This window comes from Flavobacterium mekongense (assembly GCF_047038255.1).
Lineage (GTDB): Bacteria > Bacteroidota > Bacteroidia > Flavobacteriales > Flavobacteriaceae > Flavobacterium > Flavobacterium mekongense.
In genome coordinates this window covers 2,662,910-2,687,106 of record NZ_CP174374.1, presented here as the reverse complement: position 1 = coordinate 2,687,106, position 24,197 = coordinate 2,662,910, and the positions used below count along the sequence as shown (strand labels likewise).

At 39.7% G+C, this 24,197-nt stretch carries 16 protein-coding genes, 2 tRNA genes and 3 rRNA genes; 11 read left to right on the top strand and 10 right to left on the bottom strand.

Translation table 11 applies throughout. The annotated features are described in order from the left end of the window. Positions 1 to 148: 148 nt before the first annotated feature. On the top strand, positions 149 to 2,110 hold the full coding sequence (locus ACJG85_RS11685; protein WP_412476475.1) for an endonuclease: 1,962 nt from the start codon (positions 149 to 151) through the stop codon (positions 2,108 to 2,110). Between the two features lie 35 nt (positions 2,111 to 2,145). Here ACJG85_RS11685 and ACJG85_RS11680 read toward each other — a convergent pair whose 3' ends face one another. Then, positions 2,146 to 3,999 (bottom strand): sensor histidine kinase, encoded by a 1,854-nt coding sequence (locus ACJG85_RS11680; protein ID WP_412476474.1) that lies wholly within the window; start codon positions 3,997 to 3,999, stop codon positions 2,146 to 2,148. 193 nt (positions 4,000 to 4,192) lie between these two features. After that, the gene (mnmE, locus tag ACJG85_RS11675; RefSeq protein ID WP_412476473.1) at positions 4,193 to 5,605 is read right to left on the bottom strand and encodes a tRNA uridine-5-carboxymethylaminomethyl(34) synthesis GTPase MnmE; all 1,413 of its coding nucleotides are present in this window, start codon (positions 5,603 to 5,605) and stop codon (positions 4,193 to 4,195) included. 135 nt (positions 5,606 to 5,740) lie between these two features. Between mnmE and ACJG85_RS11670 the strand changes: the two genes are divergently transcribed. After that, positions 5,741 to 6,574 carry a universal stress protein gene (locus tag ACJG85_RS11670; RefSeq protein ID WP_409678821.1) on the top strand — a complete coding sequence of 278 codons (834 nt, stop codon included), beginning with the start codon at positions 5,741 to 5,743 and terminating at the stop codon, positions 6,572 to 6,574. Between the two features lie 36 nt (positions 6,575 to 6,610). On the opposite strand, the gene ACJG85_RS11665 is transcribed toward ACJG85_RS11670, so the two are convergent. From ACJG85_RS11665 to ACJG85_RS11640, 6 genes are all read right to left on the bottom strand, one after another. Next, entirely contained in the window at positions 6,611 to 7,306 is a 696-nt protein-coding gene (locus ACJG85_RS11665; RefSeq protein WP_412476472.1) for a Lipl32 family lipoprotein, read from the bottom strand. A 94-nt stretch (positions 7,307 to 7,400) separates the two neighbouring features. Continuing rightward, a complete protein-coding gene (gene dnaN / locus ACJG85_RS11660; protein WP_409678827.1) occupies positions 7,401 to 8,519 on the bottom strand; it encodes a DNA polymerase III subunit beta in 1,119 nt (372 codons plus the stop codon). A 62-nt stretch (positions 8,520 to 8,581) separates the two neighbouring features. After that, positions 8,582 to 10,264, bottom strand: a complete 1,683-nt coding sequence (gene gldG / locus ACJG85_RS11655) for a gliding motility-associated ABC transporter substrate-binding protein GldG (protein WP_412476471.1) — start codon at positions 10,262 to 10,264, stop codon at positions 8,582 to 8,584. Then, a complete protein-coding gene (gene gldF, locus ACJG85_RS11650) occupies positions 10,264 to 10,989 on the bottom strand; it encodes a gliding motility-associated ABC transporter permease subunit GldF (RefSeq protein WP_409678833.1) in 726 nt (241 codons plus the stop codon). The genes gldG and gldF overlap by 1 nt, the downstream gene beginning before the upstream one ends. Before the next feature lie 81 nt (positions 10,990 to 11,070). Continuing rightward, positions 11,071 to 11,367, bottom strand: a complete 297-nt coding sequence (locus ACJG85_RS11645) for a putative quinol monooxygenase (RefSeq protein ID WP_409678836.1) — start codon at positions 11,365 to 11,367, stop codon at positions 11,071 to 11,073. Between the two features lie 8 nt (positions 11,368 to 11,375). Next, positions 11,376 to 12,200, bottom strand: coding sequence for an SAM hydrolase/SAM-dependent halogenase family protein (locus ACJG85_RS11640; protein ID WP_409678839.1), 825 nt, complete (start codon positions 12,198 to 12,200; stop codon positions 11,376 to 11,378). Positions 12,201 to 12,323: 123 nt separating this feature from the next. Here ACJG85_RS11640 and ACJG85_RS11635 point away from each other — a divergent pair, with 123 nt between their 5' ends. Continuing rightward, positions 12,324 to 13,277 carry a PhoH family protein gene (locus ACJG85_RS11635; protein WP_409678842.1) on the top strand — a complete coding sequence of 318 codons (954 nt, stop codon included), beginning with the start codon at positions 12,324 to 12,326 and terminating at the stop codon, positions 13,275 to 13,277. A 30-nt stretch (positions 13,278 to 13,307) separates the two neighbouring features. On the opposite strand, the gene ACJG85_RS11630 is transcribed toward ACJG85_RS11635, so the two are convergent. After that, complete coding sequence (locus ACJG85_RS11630) at positions 13,308 to 14,312, bottom strand: glucosamine inositolphosphorylceramide transferase family protein (RefSeq protein WP_409678845.1); 1,005 nt, start codon at positions 14,310 to 14,312, stop codon at positions 13,308 to 13,310. A 115-nt stretch (positions 14,313 to 14,427) separates the two neighbouring features. Between ACJG85_RS11630 and ACJG85_RS11625 the strand changes: the two genes are divergently transcribed. Then, complete coding sequence (locus ACJG85_RS11625; protein ID WP_409678847.1) at positions 14,428 to 15,375, top strand: phosphoribosylaminoimidazolesuccinocarboxamide synthase; 948 nt, start codon at positions 14,428 to 14,430, stop codon at positions 15,373 to 15,375. 388 nt (positions 15,376 to 15,763) lie between these two features. Then, complete coding sequence (locus tag ACJG85_RS11620; RefSeq protein WP_409678850.1) at positions 15,764 to 16,243, top strand: hypothetical protein; 480 nt, start codon at positions 15,764 to 15,766, stop codon at positions 16,241 to 16,243. 62 nt (positions 16,244 to 16,305) lie between these two features. On the opposite strand, the gene ACJG85_RS11615 is transcribed toward ACJG85_RS11620, so the two are convergent. Further along, a complete protein-coding gene (locus ACJG85_RS11615; RefSeq protein WP_412476470.1) occupies positions 16,306 to 17,394 on the bottom strand; it encodes a M42 family metallopeptidase in 1,089 nt (362 codons plus the stop codon). Between the two features lie 80 nt (positions 17,395 to 17,474). On the opposite strand from ACJG85_RS11615, the gene ACJG85_RS11610 reads away from it, so the two are divergent. The 6 genes from ACJG85_RS11610 (at position 17,475) to rrf (ending at position 23,985) form a co-directional block, all read left to right on the top strand. Further along, positions 17,475 to 18,146: a DUF4294 domain-containing protein gene (locus ACJG85_RS11610; protein WP_412464269.1), complete on the top strand. Its 672-nt coding sequence runs from the start codon at positions 17,475 to 17,477 to the stop codon at positions 18,144 to 18,146. A gap of 736 nt (positions 18,147 to 18,882) precedes the next feature. Next, positions 18,883 to 20,398: ribosomal RNA gene (locus ACJG85_RS11605) — 16S ribosomal RNA — on the top strand. 88 nt (positions 20,399 to 20,486) lie between these two features. Then, positions 20,487 to 20,560, top strand: a tRNA-Ile gene (locus ACJG85_RS11600). An 83-nt stretch (positions 20,561 to 20,643) separates the two neighbouring features. Further along, positions 20,644 to 20,717, top strand: a tRNA-Ala gene (locus ACJG85_RS11595). Between the two features lie 136 nt (positions 20,718 to 20,853). Further along, positions 20,854 to 23,733, top strand: a 23S ribosomal RNA gene (locus tag ACJG85_RS11590). A gap of 142 nt (positions 23,734 to 23,875) precedes the next feature. Then, positions 23,876 to 23,985 (top strand): 5S ribosomal RNA (gene rrf, locus ACJG85_RS11585). The 16S, 23S and 5S rRNA genes sit together here with 2 tRNA genes alongside, the layout of an rRNA operon. Positions 23,986 to 24,197: the final 212 nt, after the last annotated feature.

Here is a 24,197-nt window from a genome sequence, read left to right as displayed (position 1 = left end):
TTTTATGTGGTAAAATTCTTAAACACAAGCAATAAAAATAAAGTTTTTTCTTTAAAAAAATACAGTTATTCCTAAAACTAATCATAAAAAGACAGAATTCTCAATTTTAAATTTTTCATATCGATAAATTTGAGCAAAATTTCAGTTAATGCTCAAAAAAATATTGTGCTATCTGTTGGTGCTGTCCACATCAATGATAGAAGCTCAAGTGATTATCAACGAACTCGATTCTGATAATCCCAGTACCGATGATAAAGAATTTATCGAATTAAAATCGGCCACCCCCAATTTTTCACTAAACGGTTATGTATTGGTGTTTTTTAACGGTACCGGTTCATTAGCCGATAAGAGTTATTACACCATTAGTTTAAACGGATTAACAACCGATGTGAACGGTTTGATTTTAATAGGTAACAATTTGGTTTCCCCTGTTCCTGAGCGTATTTTTACCAATAGCACCATACAAAACGGTCCTGATGGTGTGGGCTTATACTTGGGTTCAACTTCCGATTTTCCGGCCAATACCACAGCTACCACAGTCAATTTGATTGATGCTTTGGTTCATTCTAATAACAATACGCAAGTTCCTTCGTTACAGGCATTATTAGGTGTTAATACCCAAGTTAATGAAAATGCAAATGGTTCGGGGACCACGCAATCTATTCAACGCAAATCTGATGGATCTTGGGAAGTTAAAGCGCCAACACCCGGTGTAAATAATGATGGCAGTGGTTTTATCTACAATGGTGTCACCATCATGGCCAATACGAATCACAAGAATGAAGGCGACAGTTTTACCATTACTTTCACCACAGACAGTGTAGTTTCGAGTGATTTGGTTTTTTCTTTTTCACTTAACAATGGAGGTTTTACAACAGCCGATTATACCGGAAACACTTCTGTTATCATTCCGGCCGGTTCCAATAGTTTTGCCACTACCATTTCTTTAATTGACGATGCTTTGGATGAAGGAGATGAGGTACTCAAAATCAAATTCGGCAATTTGCCTTCGGGCTATAATCGTCGCAATGACAATATTGAAATCAGAGTAGTTGATAACGATTTTACCACCTTACCATTTGGCACGCCTTTGAACCCAACTTACGGCAATGTAACCAGTACAGCACCTGCCGGTTATTACGATAGTTTAGAAGGATTATCGGGTACAGCTTTGAAACAAGCCCTGCAAAATATTATTGCCAATCCGTCTGTAGTGAGAGCACACAACTATGGTGATGTAACCGATATTTTAAAAGTAGCCGATCAGAACCCCTTGAACAGCAATCAGGTTTGGTTGATGTATGTAGAAACACCACGGGCCAAATTGGATTTTCAAACTACCTCCAGCAATGTTGGTTCTTGGAACAGAGAACATATATATCCGCAATCTCGCGGCGGTTTTGCTAATGCTACTGATGATATACCCGATGGAATTAATGTTTGGTTGCCCACCAATGCAGATGATATAGCTACCGGTCACGGCGACGCGCACCACATTCGTGCCGAAGACGGACCTGAAAATACTTCGAGAAGTAATCGTGATTACGGTTTAACCGGATATAACGGTCCCACCGGAAATCAGGGCTCTTGGAAAGGCGATGTGGCCAGAGCCGTTTTTTATATGGCTGTTCGATACAATGCGCTGAGTGTAGTTAATGGTGATATTCCTGATACAACGGTTGGACAATTAGGCGATTTGGCTTCGTTGTTGACTTGGAATCATACAGATCCGAGAGATGATTTTGAAATGAACCGTAACAATTACATTTATACTTGGCAATACAATCGGAATCCGTTCATAGATTATCCGGCTTTGGCCGATTATATTTGGGGAGCCAATGCTGGTCAAGCTTGGCATGCTTCGCTTTCAACCCAAGACAATGCAACGATTCGATTCGTTATTTATCCTAATCCTGCCAATGAACGTTTCTCAGTTTTCGGCATAAATGATGAAGCCTCTTTGTCGCTTTTTAATACTTTAGGTGTAAAAGTTTTTGAACAAAAGTTTGTGGGAGAAACTACTTTTGAACCCAACGTAGCTTCCGGTATCTACATGGTTAAAATAACCCAAGATAATCAATCTTTTACCCAAAAGATACTCATCCGATAGATTTCAAAAAAGCCTGTTGCAATACAACAGGTTTTTTATTTGAAATAGATTGTGAAAGTTGTACCGACATTGATTTCACTTTCTGTTTCAATACGGCCGCCCATGGCATCGATTTGATTCTTGGAAATAAACAAGCCGATTCCTTTAGCATCCGGATTGTTATTGAACGTTTTATACATTCCGAAAAGATTTTCTCCGTTTCGCTTTAAATCGATTCCAATGCCATTGTCTGAGATGCTCAAGGCTTTCTTTTCTTCATCAAAACGCAATACTATTAATGGTTGTTTGTCCGGATTGCTATAGCGTATGGCATTGGAAATAAAGTTGTATAAAATGCTTTCCAGATAGGCCACATTATAATCTATTTCTATGTGTTTAGGCACCAAATTTTGGATGTTGACTTGTTTGTCCTTTATTTGTTTTTCTAAAACGGAGATGCTTCTCTCTATAAAATCATTTAGGTTTAAACGTTCAATGGTTAAATTAAAATTTGTTCTGATATTGACCACTTCGTTGAGATTTCTCATCGTTTCATCCAATGATTTAGACACTCGCTTGAGTAAGTGAACCATTTCTTCTTGTTCTTCTTGGCTCTTAACACCTTCCATTAAACTTGAAATCAACTCAATGTTACTGGTGTGCGAGCGAAGGTTATGAGATACTATATAGGAAAAATTCAGCAGTCGTTTGTTTTGCTCAGAAACCAATTCAAAAGACTGTTTTAATTCTTCTTCGGCCCGTTTTTTATCAGTAATGTCTTCTACTATAGCAATATGGTTAAGAACTTTGTTTGATTCTTTCCATAAGACTGCTACAATTAAGTTTACCCAAACAATTTTACCCGATTTGTGTATGTATCTTTTCTCCATATGGAATTCTTCAATCTGTCCGTTGCGCAATTTTTCCATATTGGATAAATCTTCTTCCAAATCTTCGGGGTAAGTTATTGATTGAAAATTTGTGATTAGAAGCTCTTCAGTAGTGTAACCAACTATGCTTGCATATGCTTTGTTGACGGTTATAAATTTACCCGTGTCTGTATCAATTTTGGCAATTCCAACAGGTGCCTGATCAAAGATTGCTCCAAATTCGGCTTCTTTTTTGATGATTTTTTCGGTTTGTACTTCAATTAACTTTTGGAGTTCAGCCGGTTTTTTAACCAATGAAGTAACCCATAGGCCAACCATTATTGATAACAGTAAACCTAAAGTAGCGGAGGTATATACTTGATTGATAACATTGTTTTGTCTTCTGGAAATCAGATAAAGATTCCACTCTCCATCCGGTATGGTAACTTTTAATAGTGGTTTGTGTTTGAAATCTTTTTTTTCCGGCAAGAAAAACTCTTCTTTGTATGAGTTTGGGTTTATTTTTGAGAATTGAAAGTAATACTTACTATCATCTAAGGTGTTAATGCCTGATTCTTTGATTAAAGTCTCTAAACGAATAACTACAGCTGAAAAACCCCAAAATCGATTGTTTTTATAAACCGGAAGTCGGCCTACCACTCCAATCCCGCCTTGTTTTAATTTGAGCGGCCCTGCAAAAAACATGAGTTTGGATTTTATGGATTTTCGGGCTTCATACCTGTTCTGCGGACTGTTTAATATGTTGAAGTTGATGACCTTTTTATTCTCTTCATACGGATAAACATATTTGATAACACCGTTTGGAACGAGTTGTACAGCATCAATCGATTTGTTATTATCCAACAGTTGTTTGGCTATTTTTTCAAAATTTTCCGGAACACCTTTGTCATTGATGGTCATTGCCATAGTTAGGGCTGAGGTGTAGCTGCTTTTTAAAACTTGTTCAAAGTTTTGTTGGACAACCGTCAGAACGTTGTGCATTTCACGGCGCTCGTTTTCTTTGACGATTTCGTATCTCATTTTTACTAAAAAGCCTAAAATAGCCAACATGATTATGAAGCTACAGAAACCCATTGTTTTTGGTCTCGATAATATCCAATGCGAGATTTTTTTCAATATTTCTTTGAAATCCATAAAAACGGGCAGAGGTTAGTGATTAGAGATAGCTAAATATAGGGAAATAAAATGGAACTATATGATAATTCTCTCTAAATTATTTACCGATACAAAAATTGGCAAAAATATTACCAAGCAATTCATCGTTAGTTACTTCACCTGTAATTTCGCCAAAATAGTACAAGGCTTGTTTGATGTCGATGGCCATTAGGTCGGAGGAAAGACCGTTGTTTAGGCCGAAAGTAACTTTTTGGATCTCTTCCAAAGCTTTTAACAACGAATCGTAATGACGCGTATTGGTGACTATAGTTTCATTGTTTCGCAACGCCCCGGTATTGACAAATGATAAGAGTTGGTTCTTTAATTCGTCTATTCCTTCTTTATTTTTGGCCGAAATATAAATGGTTGTCAGTTGTTGGTTGTTGTTAGTCAGCCTTGTATTGATTTCAGACAGATTGTCCGGAGCAATCAGATCTTTTTTATTGATGATGGTTATTATTGGTTTTGCCGGAAATTGATTTACGGTTTTGTTTATGGCTACCAAGAGCGCTTCAATTTTGCTGATAGCTGACAACTGAGAACCGTCCACTAAATATAAAACCATTTGTGCTTGCTCGATTTTCTCAAAGGTTTTTTTGATGCCAATGCTTTCTACTACGTCTTTAGTATCTCTAATTCCGGCGGTATCGATGAATCGGAAACCGATGCCGTTAATGACCAATTCATCTTCTATGGTATCACGAGTTGTTCCGGCTATATCTGATACAATTGCACGCTCTTCGTTGAGTAAAGCATTTAGCAACGTTGATTTTCCTACATTAGGTTCACCTACTATAGCCACCGGAATACCATTTTTAATAACATTACCAACGGCAAAAGAATCGATTAATCTTTTCAAAACAAATTCAATTCGGTTGAGCAATGCTTTAAATTGGGTTCGGTCGGCAAATTCTACATCTTCTTCCGCAAAGTCTAATTCTAATTCAATTAAGGAGGCAAAATTGAGCAGTTCTTCTCTGAGTTTGGCTATTTCATTGCTGAATCCGCCCCGCATTTGTTGCATAGCAATTTGGTGACTGGCTTCGTTGTCTGAAGCAATCAAATCGGCTACCGCTTCGGCTTGAGACAAATCGAGTTTACCGTTAAGAAAAGCTCTTAAAGTAAATTCACCGGGCTGAGCCATTTTACAACCTTTGCGCAATAACAGTTGGATAATTTGTTGTTGGATAAAAGTGGATCCGTGACAAGAAATTTCAATTACATCTTCTCCGGTGTAAGAGTTTGGGTTTTTAAAAATGGAAAGCAAGACTTGGTCGTACACTTTTCCATCCTCAACAATATGGCCAAGATGAATAGTATGTGTTTTTTGTTGGCCGATGATTTTTCCCGAAACTGATTGAAAAACTTGCTCGGCTATAGCAATGGCGTCTTTACCGGATATTCGAATCACAGCTATGGCACCGGCACCCGATGGTGAAGCTAAAGCGACAATAGTTTCCTGAGAAATCATCTATTACAATTTTGGGCAAAGTTAAGAAAACTTATCAAGTATATTTTAGGAGAATTGAACGGTTTTTTGTTCCCTGATAATTGTCATTTTTATTCCGATTGAGTAGTGGTAACTTTGGGAAATAAAACCTTAGGTATGAAAAAAATATTAGTTCCCGTTGATTTTTCCGAGGCGTCGGATAATGCTTTTGTTTACGCTTTGGAAATGGCCAAGCGATTGAAAGCCGACTTGGTGTTGTTGCACACTTTTGAAATCCCCATAGTTGACAGTCAGGCTATGCCCATTAATTATGCTACTATTTACGATACCATAGAGCTGACCAATTTAGAGCATTTCAAAGAGAAAATGCCTAAGTTGCATGCTATAGCTGAGGAGCGTAACCTAAACCATATTGACATGAGTCATATTATGATGGACGGCGATTTATTGGTTAGTATCAAAAAGGTGATTGCTCAGGAAGATATTGATATGGTAGTTATGGGGACCAACGGTGCAGAGGGTTGGTGGGACAGTTTCATCGGAACCAACACCGGTGCTGTAATAACCGGAGTCTCTGTTCCTGTGTTGAGTGTTCCGGCCGGAGCCAAATTTCAAAAAATCGAGAACATTGCATTTACAACGCGATTCCGAAAAAAAGATATTGAGGCTTTAATTAAGGTGTTGTTTTTTGCCAAAAGATTTCATGCTAAGGTCAAATGTTTGTATGTAAAAACGCCTAATTCCGACGTTACTGAGGATACTGTAAGAAGATGGCAGTCTCATTTTGAGGATGAAGATAACCTACAGTTTTTTATTGTCCCGAATGAGAATGTTCTCGAAACGATAGAAGACTTTTTAGTTAGTCAGGAAGTTGATATGTTGGCCATGCTTACCTACAAACGTAATTTTTTTGTTGAACTCTTTACCAAAACCACTACACAACAACTTTCTTACCATTTGCCGACTCCTATTTTGGCATTTCACGAATAAAAAAAAGTCCCGATTACGGGACTTTTTCATTTGTTTTTATCTTCTGTTCGCCAAAAGGTCTTCGGGTTTAACGGCTACGGATACGCCCGGTAACTTAATCGGAGCTCCCAATTGTGCTAAGAAACTTCCTTGAACTTCTCCGGTTTTGTAGGTTGTAAATCCAATACGGTACAATCCCATAACAAGTGATTTTGTAGGATTAGAAGTGTCGCTGGTAATTCTCATAAGCGAATTGTATTTACTTCCTGAAGGTTGTGCCGGCATTTCAGAGGAATCATCATTGGTTTCGATAGTGGTCCATTTAGCTGTTTTTGCTTTAGCGGCCACGTCTTCAATTTTCAAAATACCTTCTGCTCTCTCAAAAGTGACCCAAGTATCAAAGAAACTTTTTGTATCAGCAGCGTTAGCTGTAAAATCGGGTGAGATGTAATCTTTATCGGTTGGTTTATTGTTTTCCGGTACCGGAGAAATCATTCTGATACCGATTTCCGGAGCGGCTACCGGTATCCAAACATAGATGTAATACATTTTTTTACCGTTTTTAACTTCGTCCGGTTTTGAGCCGGGTTTGATAAATCCGAAATAACTCGTCATATCGGTATAAGGAACGCGAATTTCTTTTCCCATAACCGATTTTTTGGCTAAATCTGCTCCGAATTTATCTAACTTTTGAGCAGTAGCCGACATTCCTAAGGCCAGGCACAAGATACCGGCTAGTACATTTTTTTTCATAATGGTTTGTTTAAAGGTTGGTTATCAAATATATAAAAAAAAACCGCAACTTCTTACGAAATTACGGTTTTAGGTATAAAGGTTAGTGAAATAACTAGTTATTCAGCATCACCGGCATAACCAACATGGTTACCGTTTCGCCTTCATCTAATCCATCAATAGGGGTTAAAATTCCGGCACGGTTAGGCATAGACATTTCCAACATGATTTCATCTGATTGGAGATTGGTCAACATTTCCGATAAGAAACGTGAGTTGAAGCCAATTTGCATGTCATCACCTTGGTAATCACAAGTCAAACGCTCTTCCGCTTTGTTAGAGTAATCGATATCTTCGGCTGAAATATTCAACTCTGCACCGGCAATTTTTAAACGAATTTGGTGCGTAGTTTTGTTGGAGAAAATCGCCACACGACGCACTGAGTTCAATAAAAGAACGCGGTTAATCATTAATTTATTCGGATTTTCTTTTGGAATTACCGCTTCATAATTAGGGTATTTTCCGTCTATCAAACGACAAGTTAACACATAGCTGTCGAATGAAAAAGTTGCGTTGGAGTCGTTATATTCAATAGTTACTTCAGATTCTGAAGCACCTAAAATGCTTTTTAAAATATTTAAAGGTTTCTTCGGCATAATGAAATCGGCCACTTGAGACGCTTTTACATCTGTACGGGCATATTTCACCAGTTTGTGTGCATCAGTTGCTACAAAAATTAAACCTTCCGGAGAAAACTGAAAAAACACACCGCTCATTACGGGACGTAAATCATCATTTCCGGCAGCGAAAATGGTTTTGCTGATTGCGGTTGCCAAAACGTCAGCAGGCACTACAGTTGAAGATGGATTGTCTAAGCTTACTGCTTTAGGAAATTCTTCTCCCGGTGCATAAGCAATGGCATATTTACCTGAATTTGAGCTGATTTCGATAGTGCTATTTTCCTCTACGGTAAAAGTTAACGGTTGTTCAGGAAATGTTTTTAGGATGTCTAACAACAATTTCGCCGGAACGGCCACGCTGCCTTTGCTGGTAGAGTCTATCTCTAAAGTAGCTGACATGGTGGTTTCTAAATCAGAAGCCGAAACGGTTAAAGTTTTGTTATCTAATTCGAATAGGAAATTATCTAAAATAGGCAAGGTGTTGCTACTGTTGATAACACTACCTAATACTTGCAGTTGTTTCAGTAAATATGAACTCGATACAATGAATTTCATCTTGTTTTATTTTTTACAAATATATCTTAAACTAACAGATTTCAAAAAGTTTTTTATTAACATTACTTGCTGTATTTTCGCTTGCGCAAAAGGGTAAAGACAAGACCGAAAACCAATAAGATTACTATTGGAACAGCCACAGTTACGACTTGCGAATTGGTATAGTTGTCATAAACTTTTTGCTTGTCTAACATTGGTAAATTCACTTCTTTGCTTCGAATGTTAATAAGTCCGTTGTCATCCATTAAATAATTCACACAATTCATCATGAACTCTTTGTTCGCGTACAAATTATTGGTCCATTTGTCATAACCCAATTCCAATGGTAATCCGTTTTTGTCAAATTGGTTTTTGATGACATCACCATCGGAAACCACTATCATTTTATTAGTTTTGCCTACGTTTTTGAAGTCAGTATCTTTAAAAGGTAAAATACGGTTCTCGTACATAGAATGGAATTGACCTTCCAATAGAACTGCCACCGGATAATTGCCTTTTCCGGCAAATTCTTTTTGCTCAGGACGCAGTGAAACCACCTCTAAACCCACTTGAGCCGGTGTGCCAACCAGTTTGGAAACCGGAGAAGATTGTAGCAGTACGGTTTTCTTAATATCGTTACCTAAAATTTCAATCGGTCCTGCAAAATCAAACTTAATACCGTCCAAATTAGTTACGATTGGGTTTTGGTTGGTTGGATAAATCAATGGCGCGTAGAACCAAGGGTATTGAGTGTATTGAGTGGCGCTTCCTTGTTCTCCCGTTGCCAAGGCTATCGGAGTATTTTGCAAATCGAAAATCAAATCCGGACGCATGCGAATTCCGTATTTGAAAAACATATCGTTCAAACCTAAATCTCTCGGAAAGGCTAAGTTGGAGCCGGTTTCGTTATATAAACTATCCATTTCCATGGCCACTTGATCCACTAACCAAAGTGTCTTACCGCCGTTTATAATGAATTGATCTATGACTTGTTTTTCGGCATCAGAGAAAGCTTCGGTGGGTTTGGCTATTACCGCCAAATCGTATTTTTTAATATGCTCTAAGGTACCGTTAGGATTGGTTGGAACCGAATCCAGAGTAAATGGTGCAATAAAGTAATTTTCTCTAACCGATTTAATGAAGTCGGCTATATAACGATCTTCCAATTCACCGTTTCCGTTCAAAATAATAACCTTCTTTTGTTTTTCTTTGGCCACAGTATTGATGGCGTTGGCAAAAGCATATTCGAGATGTTGTACCGAACTCACCACTTTTTCTGCTGTAGAAGCACCCATCATATTTTTGAGTAGCGGCACTTTAACCGAACGATTGCCGCAAGTGGCTACAGCCCATGGAAAAACTACTTCTTGGGTTTGTTGTCCTTTGTCGTTTACGGTCACATTTACCGGAGTCAAGCCGCGCTCTAAAAAGGATTGAATGGTAGCATCTCGCTGTTCTTCTTCTTCCAAAGGATTGACAAATTGAAAGATGACATTCGAGTTTTGGGCTTTGAATTCTTCCAATAACTGTTGGGTTTCCGTTTGTAGTTTTTTGAATTCTCCCGGAAATTCACCCTCTAAGAACACATCTATATAAAGAGGTTCCTTAACTTCACTCACAATTGCCAAAGAAGTTTCGGATAAGGTATATCTTTTATCGGCAGTCAAATCAAATCTATGGAATACAAAATGACCGGCAAAGTTGAGTACTATTACAAAAAGTACCGTTAATGCTATTTTTTTGAAGTTGTTTTTCGGCTTACTCATTATGATTTCAAAGATTTTAATTGGTATACGGTGAACAACAAGAATAAGAAAGCAACGCTGACAAAATAGAGTATGTCTCGAGTATCTAAAACACCTCTGGCCATACTTTTAAAGTGATAATCCATGCCGAGTTTGGCCACTAAATCTTCAAAACCACTAACGTAATTCGACACGCCTTCAAAACCGAAATAGAATAAAAAGCAAAGCAAAACAGAGAGTAAAAAAGCAACGATTTGATTTTCGGATAGGGTAGAAGTAAAGAGGCCGATAGCAGTATAAGATGCCACTAAAAATAAGAGTCCGAAATACGAGCCCATAGTGCTGCCCATATCAATATTGCCTTCGGGTGAACCCAAATTTGAGATGACATATACATAAACTAAAGTTGGCATTAAGGCCAAAACAATTAGTAAAAATGAACCTAAAAATTTTCCATTTACAATTTGCCAAATTGATAAAGGTTTGGTCAGCAATAACTCGATAGTGCCTTGCTTTTTCTCATCCGAAAAGCTGCGCATGGTTACGGCAGGAATTAGGAAGATTAAAATCCATGGCGCCAAGGTGAAAAACGGGCTCAAATCGGCAAAACCGCTCTGTAAAATATTGTATTCACCATCAAAAACCCAAAGGAAAAGTCCGTTGAGCAACAAAAAAATGGCAATCACCAAATAGCCTATTGGTGAGCCGAAAAAGGATTTTATTTCTCTTAATGCGATTGATTTCATATTCTTTGTTGTGGGTTGTAAGTTGTAGGTTTTATGTTGTGCAAAAGTAATGACTTACAACATAGAACTTACAACCTAAAACTATTTTAAACTTACTATTTTATCCACACTCCACGCCTCGGGTTTGTCGTTAAACAGTTGCTTGGTGAAGGTCCAAACTTCATCAAACAAAGCCGATTGGCGGTAATTTTCCAAATCTGCTTCGGTTTCCCAATAACTGTAGGTAAAGAAAATTTCGGGGTTGTTCTTGTCCTGATACAATTCTAAGAAACGGTTTCCGGGCGCGTTTCGTATTTTTTCTTTAATTAAATTGAAATTTTCCAAGAACTTCGGAATATTTTCAGTGTGAAAACTCATTTTGACTATCCTTACAAACATCTTACGGTTTAATTTTTAAATTCAATTGTAATCAAATCTCGGTATTGTAATCCAAGCAGTGAACTGGCCGAGCCAACGGTATCCGGATTGCTTCTGAAAATAGCAATTTCCAAAAAACCGGCTTCGTTGAAGATGGCTAATTTTTCGCCTTCATAATCTTTCCAAGTGTATTTATCAGAAACTACGATGTCGGAATATTTAGGAAGGATGGTTTTGATACTTTGTCCTTTAAAACTAATTTCATACGGTCGTCCTTTACCGGTTTCCAAAAACATTTTTTTAGAAATATTGGTCACCACGTTGCCCAAATGATCGGTGTATATAATGTAACCTTTGATGAGATTATCCTGAACCACAGCTTGTAATTCGGTTACTTCTTTTACCGATTTGATTTCTTTACCCACTACATTCAGTAAACCGCCTTTGGCCAAATGACAGGCCACTTTAACAAACACATCCAAATCGGTAGCCTCACTGGGTAATCGATCGTGGATGTTGATGGTGACTATTTTTTGGGGAACAATCTTCTGAACCAACATGCTTAGGATACCGTTATCAGCACACACGAAGTAATGGTCATTCCATTGCATGGCGATGTGTTGGTTGCTTTCGTTTAATTCGATATCAACCCCAATCAAATGCACTGTTCCTTTGGGAAAGCTACTGTAGGCCGCTCCAATAATGTAGGCTGCTTCGGCTATGTTAAAAGGATCAATGTGATGGGAAATATCAATTACCGTAACTTCCGGATGTTCTGCTAATAATTTACCTTTTAAAGCCCCGACAAAGTGGTCTTTTATTCCATAATCGGTAGTTAAGGTAATTATTGACATAGATTGTTTATAACTTGATTGAAATTGGGCTCAAAAATAATAAAACCTAACCTTTTAATTGATTAAATTTGGATACAAAGCTAACAATAATCCAACGATTTTTTTAATTTAATACTACTGCTTTTGAACGAACGTATCATTGAATTACACGACATTGCTCCTAAAGAATTTTGGGGCGCACAAGATACTCATCTTGAAACCATTAAAAAATACTATCCAAAGCTCAAAATTGTAGCCCGAGGCACCACCTTGAAAGCTTTCGGAGAAAAAGAAGAGTTGGATGAGTTTGAAAACAGATTCAACCGATTGATGTTGCATTTTACCAGATACAATAACATTGATACCAATGTAATTGATCGAGTAATTCAAAGCAATTCACACGAGGAGCAACGCATGCCAGATCATGACAAGATTTTGGTACACGGTTTAGGAGGAAAGCTCATCAAAGCCATGACGCCTAATCAGCAAAAATTGGTCGATTTTGTCAATAAAAACGATATGGTTTTTGCGGTCGGGCCGGCAGGAACCGGTAAGACATACACCGGAGTAGCCTTGGCTGTAAAAGCCTTAAAGGAAAAGCAAGTAAAAAGAATTATACTCACGCGTCCTGCTGTAGAAGCCGGTGAAAATTTAGGATTTCTACCCGGAGACATGAAGGAAAAATTAGATCCTTACATGCAGCCGTTGTATGATGCATTGCGCGATATGATTCCGCCGCAAACTTTGGAAGATTACATTTTAAAAGGAATCATTCAAATTGCACCATTAGCATTCATGAGAGGTAGAACTTTAGATAATGCTTTTGTGATATTGGATGAAGCACAAAATACCACACACTCGCAAATGAAGATGTTTCTGACTCGTATGGGAAAAAACGCTAAATTCATCATTACCGGTGATCCGGGTCAGGTTGATTTACCACGTCGCACCATCTCGGGTTTGAAAGAAGCTATTTTGGTGCTCAAAGATATTGAAGGTATCGGTATTATCTATTTGGACGACAAAGACATAGTGAGACACCGATTGGTGAAAAAAGTGATTGACGCCTACAAGAGTATTGAAAACAATGATTATTAAGATACAGCCCTGTTTATTGACAGGGCTTTTTTAATAAATTATGTTTTGTCTGCACCAGTTTTTAAAATCTAAACAATTCAATAAAATAGGTGCTTTATAATTGAAAACGGTTTGATCATGTTCCAGCTGATTGCCATCGTAAACACTATAATACTGATTGCCAATTTTTTGAATGTCTAAGTGATGCATCCCGGCATTGAATTCCTTAATGTTTTTTTGGGACTGCAATAAAAGATGTTTTTCTTTTTTTACGGTGTAAGCGTTTTGGTCAAATTTTAATCGGTAGATGGAAAGCCCGGAACCATAACCCTTGTGGAAACTTTGTACCGGTAAAATTAAACCCTTTTTGTCTGCGAAAATCCTCCCACCCGGTCTCGACTCTGAGCCTTCCATTACAATGGGTCTTGAGTGTAAGGTCCAATTTCCCTCCAATTGGTCAGCAGTGTACAAGTGCATTTTGAAGTTTTTGTCACTGCCAACCAATATTTTTAAGGTGTCTGAGAGATATATCGTTGGGTCTTTTAATCGGGTATTGGCCAATAGTGTGTCGCACACTTTCCAACCAAAAGGGAATTTATGCGCTTTGTACAATAAAACATGATTAGAACCTTGGCTTTCCGGTAACATGTAGAATTCGTTTTTATACTTAAATACCTGAGGGTATGATAAGTGAAAACGTTCTTTTAACACAGTACCGCGGTATTTATAGTGCTGTCCGTCTTTGGATGTCAATAATCCTATCACAGCATGATAATCATTGATTTTTTTGTGTTCAAAAAAAAGATAAAACGAATCTTTCTCTCTTAAGAAGAAAGGGTCAGCTATGAACTGAGTATTACTGATTTGTTTTTTTAATTGTTCAAAGCTGTAGATTTTATTTTTCTTAAGATTATGACACTCAGGATAGGTTGATGAAAATCCGAACCCAATTGACCATGGGCCACCAACGGGTTTAAAAAATGGAATTCTGTAATTAATGATGCCAATAATTGTGATTCCGAGTATGATTAGGGTTATCGAAGTTCTTTTTAACACTTGAAACTTATTTCTTGATTTTCACTACAATAATATAATTTTTTTACAAAGTTTAGCCATCTGTTGTCTATCACTTTAAAACAAATTACTTTTGCAACCACAACAACACAACAATATGAATACAATTACTTCCACCAATTTCCGGTTTCCCGGGCAAAAATCAGTTTACAGAGGCAAAGTCAGAGAGGTTTATAATATTAATGACGAATTATTGGTTATGATAGCTACAGATAGACTCTCTGCTTTTGATGTGGTGATGCCCAAAGGAATTCCTTATAAGGGTCAGATTTTGAATCAAATTGCAACCAAGTTTATGCAGCTTACCGCCGACATCGTTCCTAATTGGTTGATTGCAACACCGGATCCTAATGTAGCAGTTGGTCATTTGTGCGAACCTTTCAAAGTAGAGATGGTCATTAGAGGCTATCTATCCGGCCATGCTGCACGAGAATATGCAGCAGGTAAAAGACTACTCTGCGGTGTTTCTATGCCGGAAGGGTTAAAAGAAAATGATAAATTCCCAACACCTATAATTACGCCAACTACCAAAGCGGATAACGGTTCGCATGATGAAGACATTTCCAGAGAGGCTATTTTGTCTAAAGGGATAGTTTCTGAGGAAGACTATCTGATTTTGGAAAATTACACCAGAGCTCTCTACCAGCGCGGTACTGAAATAGCTGCTGCAAGAGGCTTGATTTTGGTTGATACCAAATATGAATTCGGAAAAACCAAAGACGGTAAAATCGTTTTAATTGATGAAATTCATACGCCTGATTCTTCTCGTTATTTTTATGCCGAAGGGTATCAAGAGAGACAAAGTAATGGGGAAGAACAAAAACAATTGTCTAAAGAGTTTGTCAGAAGATGGTTGATTGAGAATGGATTTCAAGGCAAAGAAGGACAACAAATTCCTGACATGTCTGATGACTATATTGAAACCGTTTCTGAAAGATACATAGAATTGTACGAAAATATCATCGGAGAACCTTTTGTCAAGGCTGATATTTCTGCTATCCATCAAAGGATTGAGCAAAATGTTTTGAACTTTCTCAAAGGATAATCTAAATACAACTCATACTGTAGCCGCGTATTACGCGGCTTTTTTTTTGCCTTATGTTAAACTTTTGTTATTGTCTGTTTTTTATGCAACGAAAACTTTGTTGCTGTCGTCTTATTCGTAGTTAATTGCTATCAATGTTAATAAAGATCAGGACAATGTCATTCAATTTCTTTTCATCATTTCAGTATCTGGTAGTTTTGAGTCACAATCGTGTAAATTACATAGTGTTGTCTTTTTTTGTTGAAAAACAGTTTGTTAGCGAAGTTTAAATGTTAAAAATAAGTTAAATTTAAGTACTATGCAATACAAGATACCTGTTTTTAGATATATATTTGCATAGAATATTAATAACAATCATTAAATCATCATCAATAAATCATCAATCATCATGAAATCAACAATTATTTTTTTAGGCATTGCTTTATTATCGCTTACTAATACTAAAGCAAATCAATTACTCGAACAAGAAGTATTACAGCAAGATGCTGTTGCTGTTAATTCAGGAACAAGCCAAAAAGCGGATTTGAATTTTAATCATATCCAATCTTCAAAAAACGCAACAATTGATAACACCGGAGACACCGCTGTTTTTAGTCCGGAATCAGTACTCAAAGTTGCTTACACCAAGCCAATGGAAGATGTGGTTAAAGAAAACAAATTGGTTACTGATGCGCAAGAAGAGGTTTACCAACCATTGTGTATAGAAATGTCAATGTTTGATAAAATTCAAGAAGACCAACAAATCATAGAAAGTACTATTTCAGAAGAAGTATTTCCTTTAGATTTCGAAAAGATTAACCGTACCGCACAATGTATTATTAAAGTAGATTTTAATAATAATGCTATTCCGGTTGACATTAAATTGTAATTTTTGGGTTAATTAGTTGAAACGAAAAAGCATCCTGTTTGGGATGCTTTTTCAATTTAGGGTTATTTGAAATACGAAAAAGAATCGTTGTTTTCAATATTTAGTAAACTCTCATAAATCAGTTTAATCACATTTTCAACATCTTCTCGATGTACCATTTCAACTGTAGTGTGCATGTATCTTAAGGGTAATGAGATAAGTGCAGAAGGGACACCGCCATTACTGTAAGCAAATGCATCGGTGTCAGTACCGGTTACTCTCGATGTGGCGTGTCTTTGAAACGGAATCTTTTTGTCCTCGGCCGTTTTTACGATCAAGTCTCTCAAAGTATTGTGTACTGCAGGCGCATAAGCAATAACCGGGCCTTTCCCCATTTCCAAATCACCTTCAATTTTCTTTTCAATCATTGGAGTAGAAGTGTCATGGCAAACATCAGTAACTATGGCTACATTGGGTTTGATGGTTTTGGTAATCATTTCGGCACCACGAAGTCCAACTTCCTCCTGAACAGAATTGGTAATGTAAAGACCAAACGGTAATTTCTTTTTGTTCTCTTTCAGCAATCGGGCTACTTCCGCAATCATGAATCCGCCCATACGGTTATCGATTGCCCGACAAACAAATTTGTTGCCGTTCAACACCATAAATTCATCCGGATAAGTAATTACACAACCTACATGAATACCTAATGCTTCAACTTCTTTCTTGGTAGCACAACCGCAATCAATAAAAATATTGTGCAATGTAGCCGATTCTTCTTTACCTCTATTTCTCGTATGAATGGCCGGCCAACCAAAAACACCTTTTACAATGCCGTTTTTGGTATGAATGTTAACGCGCTTCGAAGGCGCAATCTGATGATCGGAACCACCGTTTCTGATTACATAAATCAAACCGTTGTCAGTAATGTAATTCACATACCAAGAAATCTCGTCCGAATGTCCTTCGATTACTACTTTATAGGGTGCATCTGGATTGATAACTCCAACAGCAGTGCCGTATGTGTCGGTTATGAAAGAGTCAACATAAGGTTTTAAGTAATTCATCCAAAGCTTTTGTCCGCCGGATTCGTAACCTGTCGGAGAAGCGTTGTTCAAATAACTTTCTAAAAATGCTAACGAGGATTTGTTGAGTATACTTTTTGTTGCCATATGTTTTTTTTGCTAAAATATAAATTTGGCATTACAGTTGTAAAGGATATTCTATATTTTTACCCTAATAATTTCAATCCATGAGAAAGTTATTTTTTTTAGTATTCATTTTGCTGCTTGCCGCCAATGCTAAAGCCCAAATTTCAACCGATTCAATAGCAAAAAAAGAAGTAACAGAAGAGGAAAACGATACCGTAGTTAAGGATCCGATATTGCTTGAAGAGGTTGTGGTTTACCGAAGTAAACTTAGCCCAGAAGAAAAAAAACAATTCCTCTTACTCCAAAACAGAGTTTATAAAGTGTATCCTTACGCCAAAACTGCAGCTGATCGCCTAATGGCTCTCAATAAAAACATGGACAAGCTTAAAACCAATAAAGAGAAAAAGAAGTACTTCAAGTTGGTTGAAAACTACATGGAAGGTGAATTCACCAACCAACTCAAAAAACTCTCCCGCAAACAAGGCCAAATCTTGGTAAAACTAATCCACCGCCAAACCGGCTTTACCACTTTCGAACTTATTAAGGACTATAAAAGCGGATGGAAAGCTTTCTGGTCTAACAATACAGCCAAACTTTTCGATATTAATCTTAAAGCCAAATACCAACCTTATGAGGTTAATGAAGATTTTCTAATAGAATCGATTCTTGACCGGGCCTTTAACCGAGGGAGATTACAGCGTCAAAAACCGGCAACTCCCATAGATATTGACGAACTTACCGAATATTGGGAGCAAAAAGCGCAAAAAAAATAAATTAAGGGAGCGAATCGGCAGTGTGTGTCGGTTAACCTTGTTCCCGCTTTTCGTTACAATCTTTTTGGATTCCCCAGCTGCTTACGCTGCCGGAGAATCCAAAAAGGATTTCCACTGCAATCGGGGCTAAAATAGAAAAGGTCGTCTCTTTTAGCAACCTTCCCGAAAAAAATCTTTCGCCGCAAAAATCATCAAACCAACGACTTGCAAAAAACTTTCAAAAAATGATTTGAAAACATTTGCAAAAGCCGAAAACTGTAGTACTTTTGCACCCGCAATCAAGCCATACAGGCAGTTTGTTGAAAAGAGTTGTTGTACTCTTTAAATAAACTAAAGCATCGTTCTTAAGTTTTGTTGATATAAAAAAACAAGATTTTTTAATAAAAATTTGCGGGAACTAATAAAAGCAATTATCTTAGCAACCCTTATTTTTTGAAAATCAAGCAATAACAAAATAAATTCAAAAATATTTTAAATTTTGCTTGTTAGTTAGAAAAAGATGCTTAATTTTGCACCCGCTAACTGAAAGTCACCGAACACGGCTTACTTTAAAAAAGTAATGTGAGGTAAACGAAGGAATAGCGAAATAATAAAGAAGACAACGTTCATAGACATATTGAATTGACAGCCGTCTTAAAAGAGATTTTAAGACAGAAAAAAAAGAGAGTAAGTGAATCGAGAGATTTGAAAAAGACTAGCCTTTGTCTATAAAACAGCTCGTAAGAGCGAACAATATACGATGAAGAGTTTGATCCTGGCTCAGGATGAACGCTAGCGGCAGGCTTAACACATGCAAGTCGAGGGGTAGAGGTTGCTTGCAACCTTGAGACCGGCGCACGGGTGCGTAACGCGTATGCAACCTACCTTTTACAGAGGGATAGCCCAGAGAAATTTGGATTAATACCTCATAGTATATATCTTTCGCATGTTAGGTATATTAAAGTTCCAACGGTAAAAGATGGGCATGCGTCCTATTAGCTAGATGGTAAGGTAACGGCTTACCATGGCTACGATAGGTAGGGGTCCTGAGAGGGAGATCCCCCACACTGGTACTGAGACACGGACCAGACTCCTACGGGAGGCAGCAGTGAGGAATATTGGACAATGGGCGCAAGCCTGATCCAGCCATGCCGCGTGCAGGAAGAAGCATCTATGGTGTGTAAACTGCTTTTGTACAGGAAGAAACATCCCGACGTGTCGGGACTTGACGGTACTGTAAGAATAAGGATCGGCTAACTCCGTGCCAGCAGCCGCGGTAATACGGAGGATCCAAGCGTTATCCGGAATCATTGGGTTTAAAGGGTCCGTAGGCGGTTTGGTAAGTCAGTGGTGAAAGCCCGCAGCTCAACTGTGGAACGGCCATTGATACTGCCAGACTTGAATTACAAGGAAGTAACTAGAATATGTAGTGTAGCGGTGAAATGCTTAGATATTACATGGAATACCAATTGCGAAGGCAGGTTACTACTTGTGGATTGACGCTGATGGACGAAAGCGTGGGGAGCGAACAGGATTAGATACCCTGGTAGTCCACGCTGTAAACGATGGATACTAGCTGTTGGGGGCAACTTCAGTGGCTAAGCGAAAGTGATAAGTATCCCACCTGGGGAGTACGTTCGCAAGAATGAAACTCAAAGGAATTGACGGGGGCCCGCACAAGCGGTGGAGCATGTGGTTTAATTCGATGATACGCGAGGAACCTTACCAAGGCTTAAATGTAGATTGACAGGTTTGGAAACAGACTTTTCTTCGGACAATTTACAAGGTGCTGCATGGTTGTCGTCAGCTCGTGCCGTGAGGTGTCAGGTTAAGTCCTATAACGAGCGCAACCCCTGTTGTTAGTTGCCAGCGAGTGATGTCGGGAACTCTAGCAAGACTGCCAGTGTAAACTGTGAGGAAGGTGGGGATGACGTCAAATCATCACGGCCCTTACGCCTTGGGCTACACACGTGCTACAATGGACGGTACAGAGAGCAGCCACTACGTGAGTAGGAGCGAATCTATAAAACCGTTCTCAGTTCGGATCGGAGTCTGCAACTCGACTCCGTGAAGCTGGAATCGCTAGTAATCGGATATCAGCCATGATCCGGTGAATACGTTCCCGGGCCTTGTACACACCGCCCGTCAAGCCATGGAAGCTGGGGGTACCTGAAGTCGGTGACCGTAAGGAGCTGCCTAGGGTAAAACTAGTAACTGGGGCTAAGTCGTAACAAGGTAGCCGTACCGGAAGGTGCGGCTGGAACACCTCCTTTCTAGAGACGATAAGAAGGACTGGAAATAGAAGAGTTTTAAGGCTCATTTACTCTCGCTGTTAATTCGAATACAATAAGCAAAATACAGAGTCTCGTAGCTCAGCTGGTTAGAGTACTACACTGATAATGTAGGGGTCGGCAGTTCGAGTCTGCCCGGGACTACTATTATGCTTAAAAAAGGAAATTCTAGGGGTTGAGAGGTTATGTAACTCATAACTCATAACTAGTAACTCATCACTAAGATTGGGGGATTAGCTCAGCTGGCTAGAGCGCCTGCCTTGCACGCAGGAGGTCATCGGTTCGACTCCGATATTCTCCACAACGGCTATAAGTCCTGCTGATAATTATTGTCAGTGGCGACTCGCCACAAGTTCATTGACATATTGAGATAAAAAATACATTTAAAAAGTAGAAAGAACACGAATTACTTAGTGATAAGTAATTAGTAACAAGTACAATAAGCAAAATAAGGGCGTATGGGGGATGCCTAGGCTCTCAGAGGCGAAGAAGGACGTGATAAGCTGCGAAAAGCTGCGGGGATTGGCACATACGAATTGATCCGCAGATATCCGAATGGGGCAACCCACTATGTTGAAGACATAGTACACCGATAGGTGAGCAAACCCGCTGAACTGAAACATCTAAGTAGGCGGAGGAGAAGAAAACAAAAGTGATTCCGTAAGTAGTGGCGAGCGAACGCGGATTAGCCCAAACCAAAGTTGTTACGGCAATTTTGGGGTTGTAGGACCACGATATTTCTTGCGGATTGAATTAGAACTACCTGGAAAGGTAGGCCATAGACGGTGATAGCCCGGTATAAGTAAGAGAAGATAAGGATAGTGGTATCCTGAGTAGGGCGGGGCACGTGAAACCCTGTCTGAATTTGGCGGGACCATCCGCTAAGGCTAAATACTCCTGAGAGACCGATAGTGAACCAGTACCGTGAGGGAAAGGTGAAAAGAACCGTGAATAACGGAGTGAAATAGATCCTGAAACCATACGCTTACAAGCGGTCGGAGCAGATTAATCTGTGACGGCGTGCCTTTTGCATAATGAGCCTACGAGTTACCGTTGCTGGCAAGGATAAGCACTTCAGGTGTGGATCCGTAGCGAAAGCGAGTCTGAATAGGGCGCTATAGTCAGTAGTGGTAGACGCGAAACCGTGTGATCTACCCATGGGCAGGATGAAGCTGTGGTAACACATAGTGGAGGTCCGAACCGGTTGACGTTGAAAAGTCTTCGGATGACCTGTGGGTAGGGGTGAAAGGCCAATCAAACTCGGAAATAGCTCGTACTCCCCGAAATGCATTTAGGTGCAGCGCTGGTTATAAGTTATATAGAGGTAGAGCTACTGATTGGATGCGGGGGCTTCACCGCCTACCAATTCCTGACAAACTCCGAATGCTATATAATGTTTACCAGCAGTGAGGGCATGGGTGCTAAGGTCCATGTCCGAGAGGGAAAGAACCCAGACCATCAGCTAAGGTCCCCAAATGTATGCTAAGTTGAAAAAACGAGGTTTGTCTGCCCAGACAGCTAGGATGTTGGCTTGGAAGCAGCCATTCATTTAAAGAGTGCGTAACAGCTCACTAGTCGAGCGGACGAGCATGGATAATAATCGGGCATAAGCATACTACCGAAGCTATGGATTTGTAGTAATACAAGTGGTAGGGGAGCATTCTAACAGGGTTGAAGGTGAATCGTGAGGTTTGCTGGACCGGTTAGAAAAGAAAATGTAGGCATAAGTAACGATAATGCGGGCGAGAAACCCGCACACCGAAAGACTAAGGTTTCCTCAGCTATGCTAATCAGCTGAGGGTTAGTCGGGTCCTAAGGCGAACCCGAAAGGGACAGTCGATGGCCAACGGGTTAATATTCCCGTACTACTGTTAATTGTGATGGGGTGACGGAGTGATGAAAGTACCGCCAACTGACGGAATAGTTGGTTAAAGCACCTACCTATAAGAGCCGCAGGCAAATCCACGGCTTTTGGGGAAATGCGATAGTACTCGGAGGCTTCGGCCAAAGAGATAGTGTACCTAAGGGCTTCCAAGAAAAACCTCTAAACTTAGATTAACAGTACCCGTACCGTAAACCGACACAGGTAGTCGAGGAGAGAATCCTAAGGTGCTCGAGAGATTCATGGCTAAGGAATTAGGCAAAATAGACCTGTAACTTCGGGAGAAAGGTCGCCAGCAGTAATGCTGGCCGCAGTGAAAAGGTCCAGGCGACTGTTTATCAAAAACACAGGGCTCTGCAAAATCGTAAGATGAGGTATAGGGCCTGACACCTGCCCGGTGCTGGAAGGTTAAGAGGAGATGTTATCTTCGGAGAAGCATTGAATTGAAGCCCCAGTAAACGGCGGCCGTAACTATAACGGTCCTAAGGTAGCGAAATTCCTTGTCGGGTAAGTTCCGACCTGCACGAATGGTGTAACGATCTGGACACTGTCTCAGCCATGAGCTCGGTGAAATTGTAGTATCGGTGAAGATGCCGATTACCCGCAGTGGGACGAAAAGACCCTGTGCACCTTTACTATAGCTTAGTATTGGTCTTGGATAAGTGATGTGTAGGATAGGTGGGAGACTGTGAAATGGCGTCGCCAGGCGTTGTGGAGTCATTGTTGAAATACCACCCTTTGCTTATCTGAGGTCTAACCCCGCTTAAGTGGGGGACATTGCTTGGTGGGTAGTTTGACTGGGGTGGTCGCCTCCAAAAGAGTAACGGAGGCTTCTAAAGGTTCCCTCAGCACGCTTGGTAACCGTGCGTAGAGTGCAATGGCATAAGGGAGCTTGACTGAGAGACATACAGGTCGATCAGGTACGAAAGTAGAGCATAGTGATCCGGTGGTTCCGCATGGAAGGGCCATCGCTCAAAGGATAAAAGGTACGCCGGGGATAACAGGCTGATCTCCCCCAAGAGCTCATATCGACGGGGGGGTTTGGCACCTCGATGTCGGCTCGTCACATCCTGGGGCTGGAGAAGGTCCCAAGGGTTGGGCTGTTCGCCCATTAAAGTGGCACGCGAGCTGGGTTCAGAACGTCGTGAGACAGTTCGGTCTCTATCTACTGTGGGCGCAAGAAATTTGAGTGGATCTGATTCTAGTACGAGAGGACCGAATTGGACAAACCTCTGGTGTATCTGTTGTTCCGCCAGGAGCACCGCAGAGTAGCTACGTTTGGAAGGGATAAGCGCTGAAAGCATATAAGCGCGAAACCCACCACAAGATGAGATTTCTTTTAAGGGTCGTGGAAGATGACCACGTTGATAGGCTATAGGTGTAAAGGCAGTAATGTCATAGCCGAGTAGTACTAATAACCCGTAAGCTTATGTACGACGCTACCGCCTCGCAAGAGGCGGTGCAAACTTTCTAGGTTCCCAATCAAGTTGGGAATGATAAATACAATTTTTATCTCAGTATGTTAAGATATAGTGTAATGTTAATCAGCAAAAGCTGATTACCCTTGCAAACCAGCTTAAGGTGGTTATTGCGTCGGGGCTCACCTCTTCCCATTCCGAACAGAGAAGTTAAGTCCGACTGCGCAGATGGTACTGCAGTAATGTGGGAGAGTATGTCGCCGCCTTTTTTAGTGGAAAGCCTGTCTGAAAAGACAGGCTTTCTTGTTTTAAGCGGTTCGGCGCAGTCGTAGACTCGTGTCGCCGCCTTTTTTTTAGTGAGTCCTGACTTTATAGTCAGGACTCATTTTTTTATAGGTGCGGCGTGTCCCTTCGGTCGATTCGCCGCCTTTTTTGTGGAAAGCCTGTCTTTAGACAGGCTTTCTTGTTTTTAAGCGGTTCG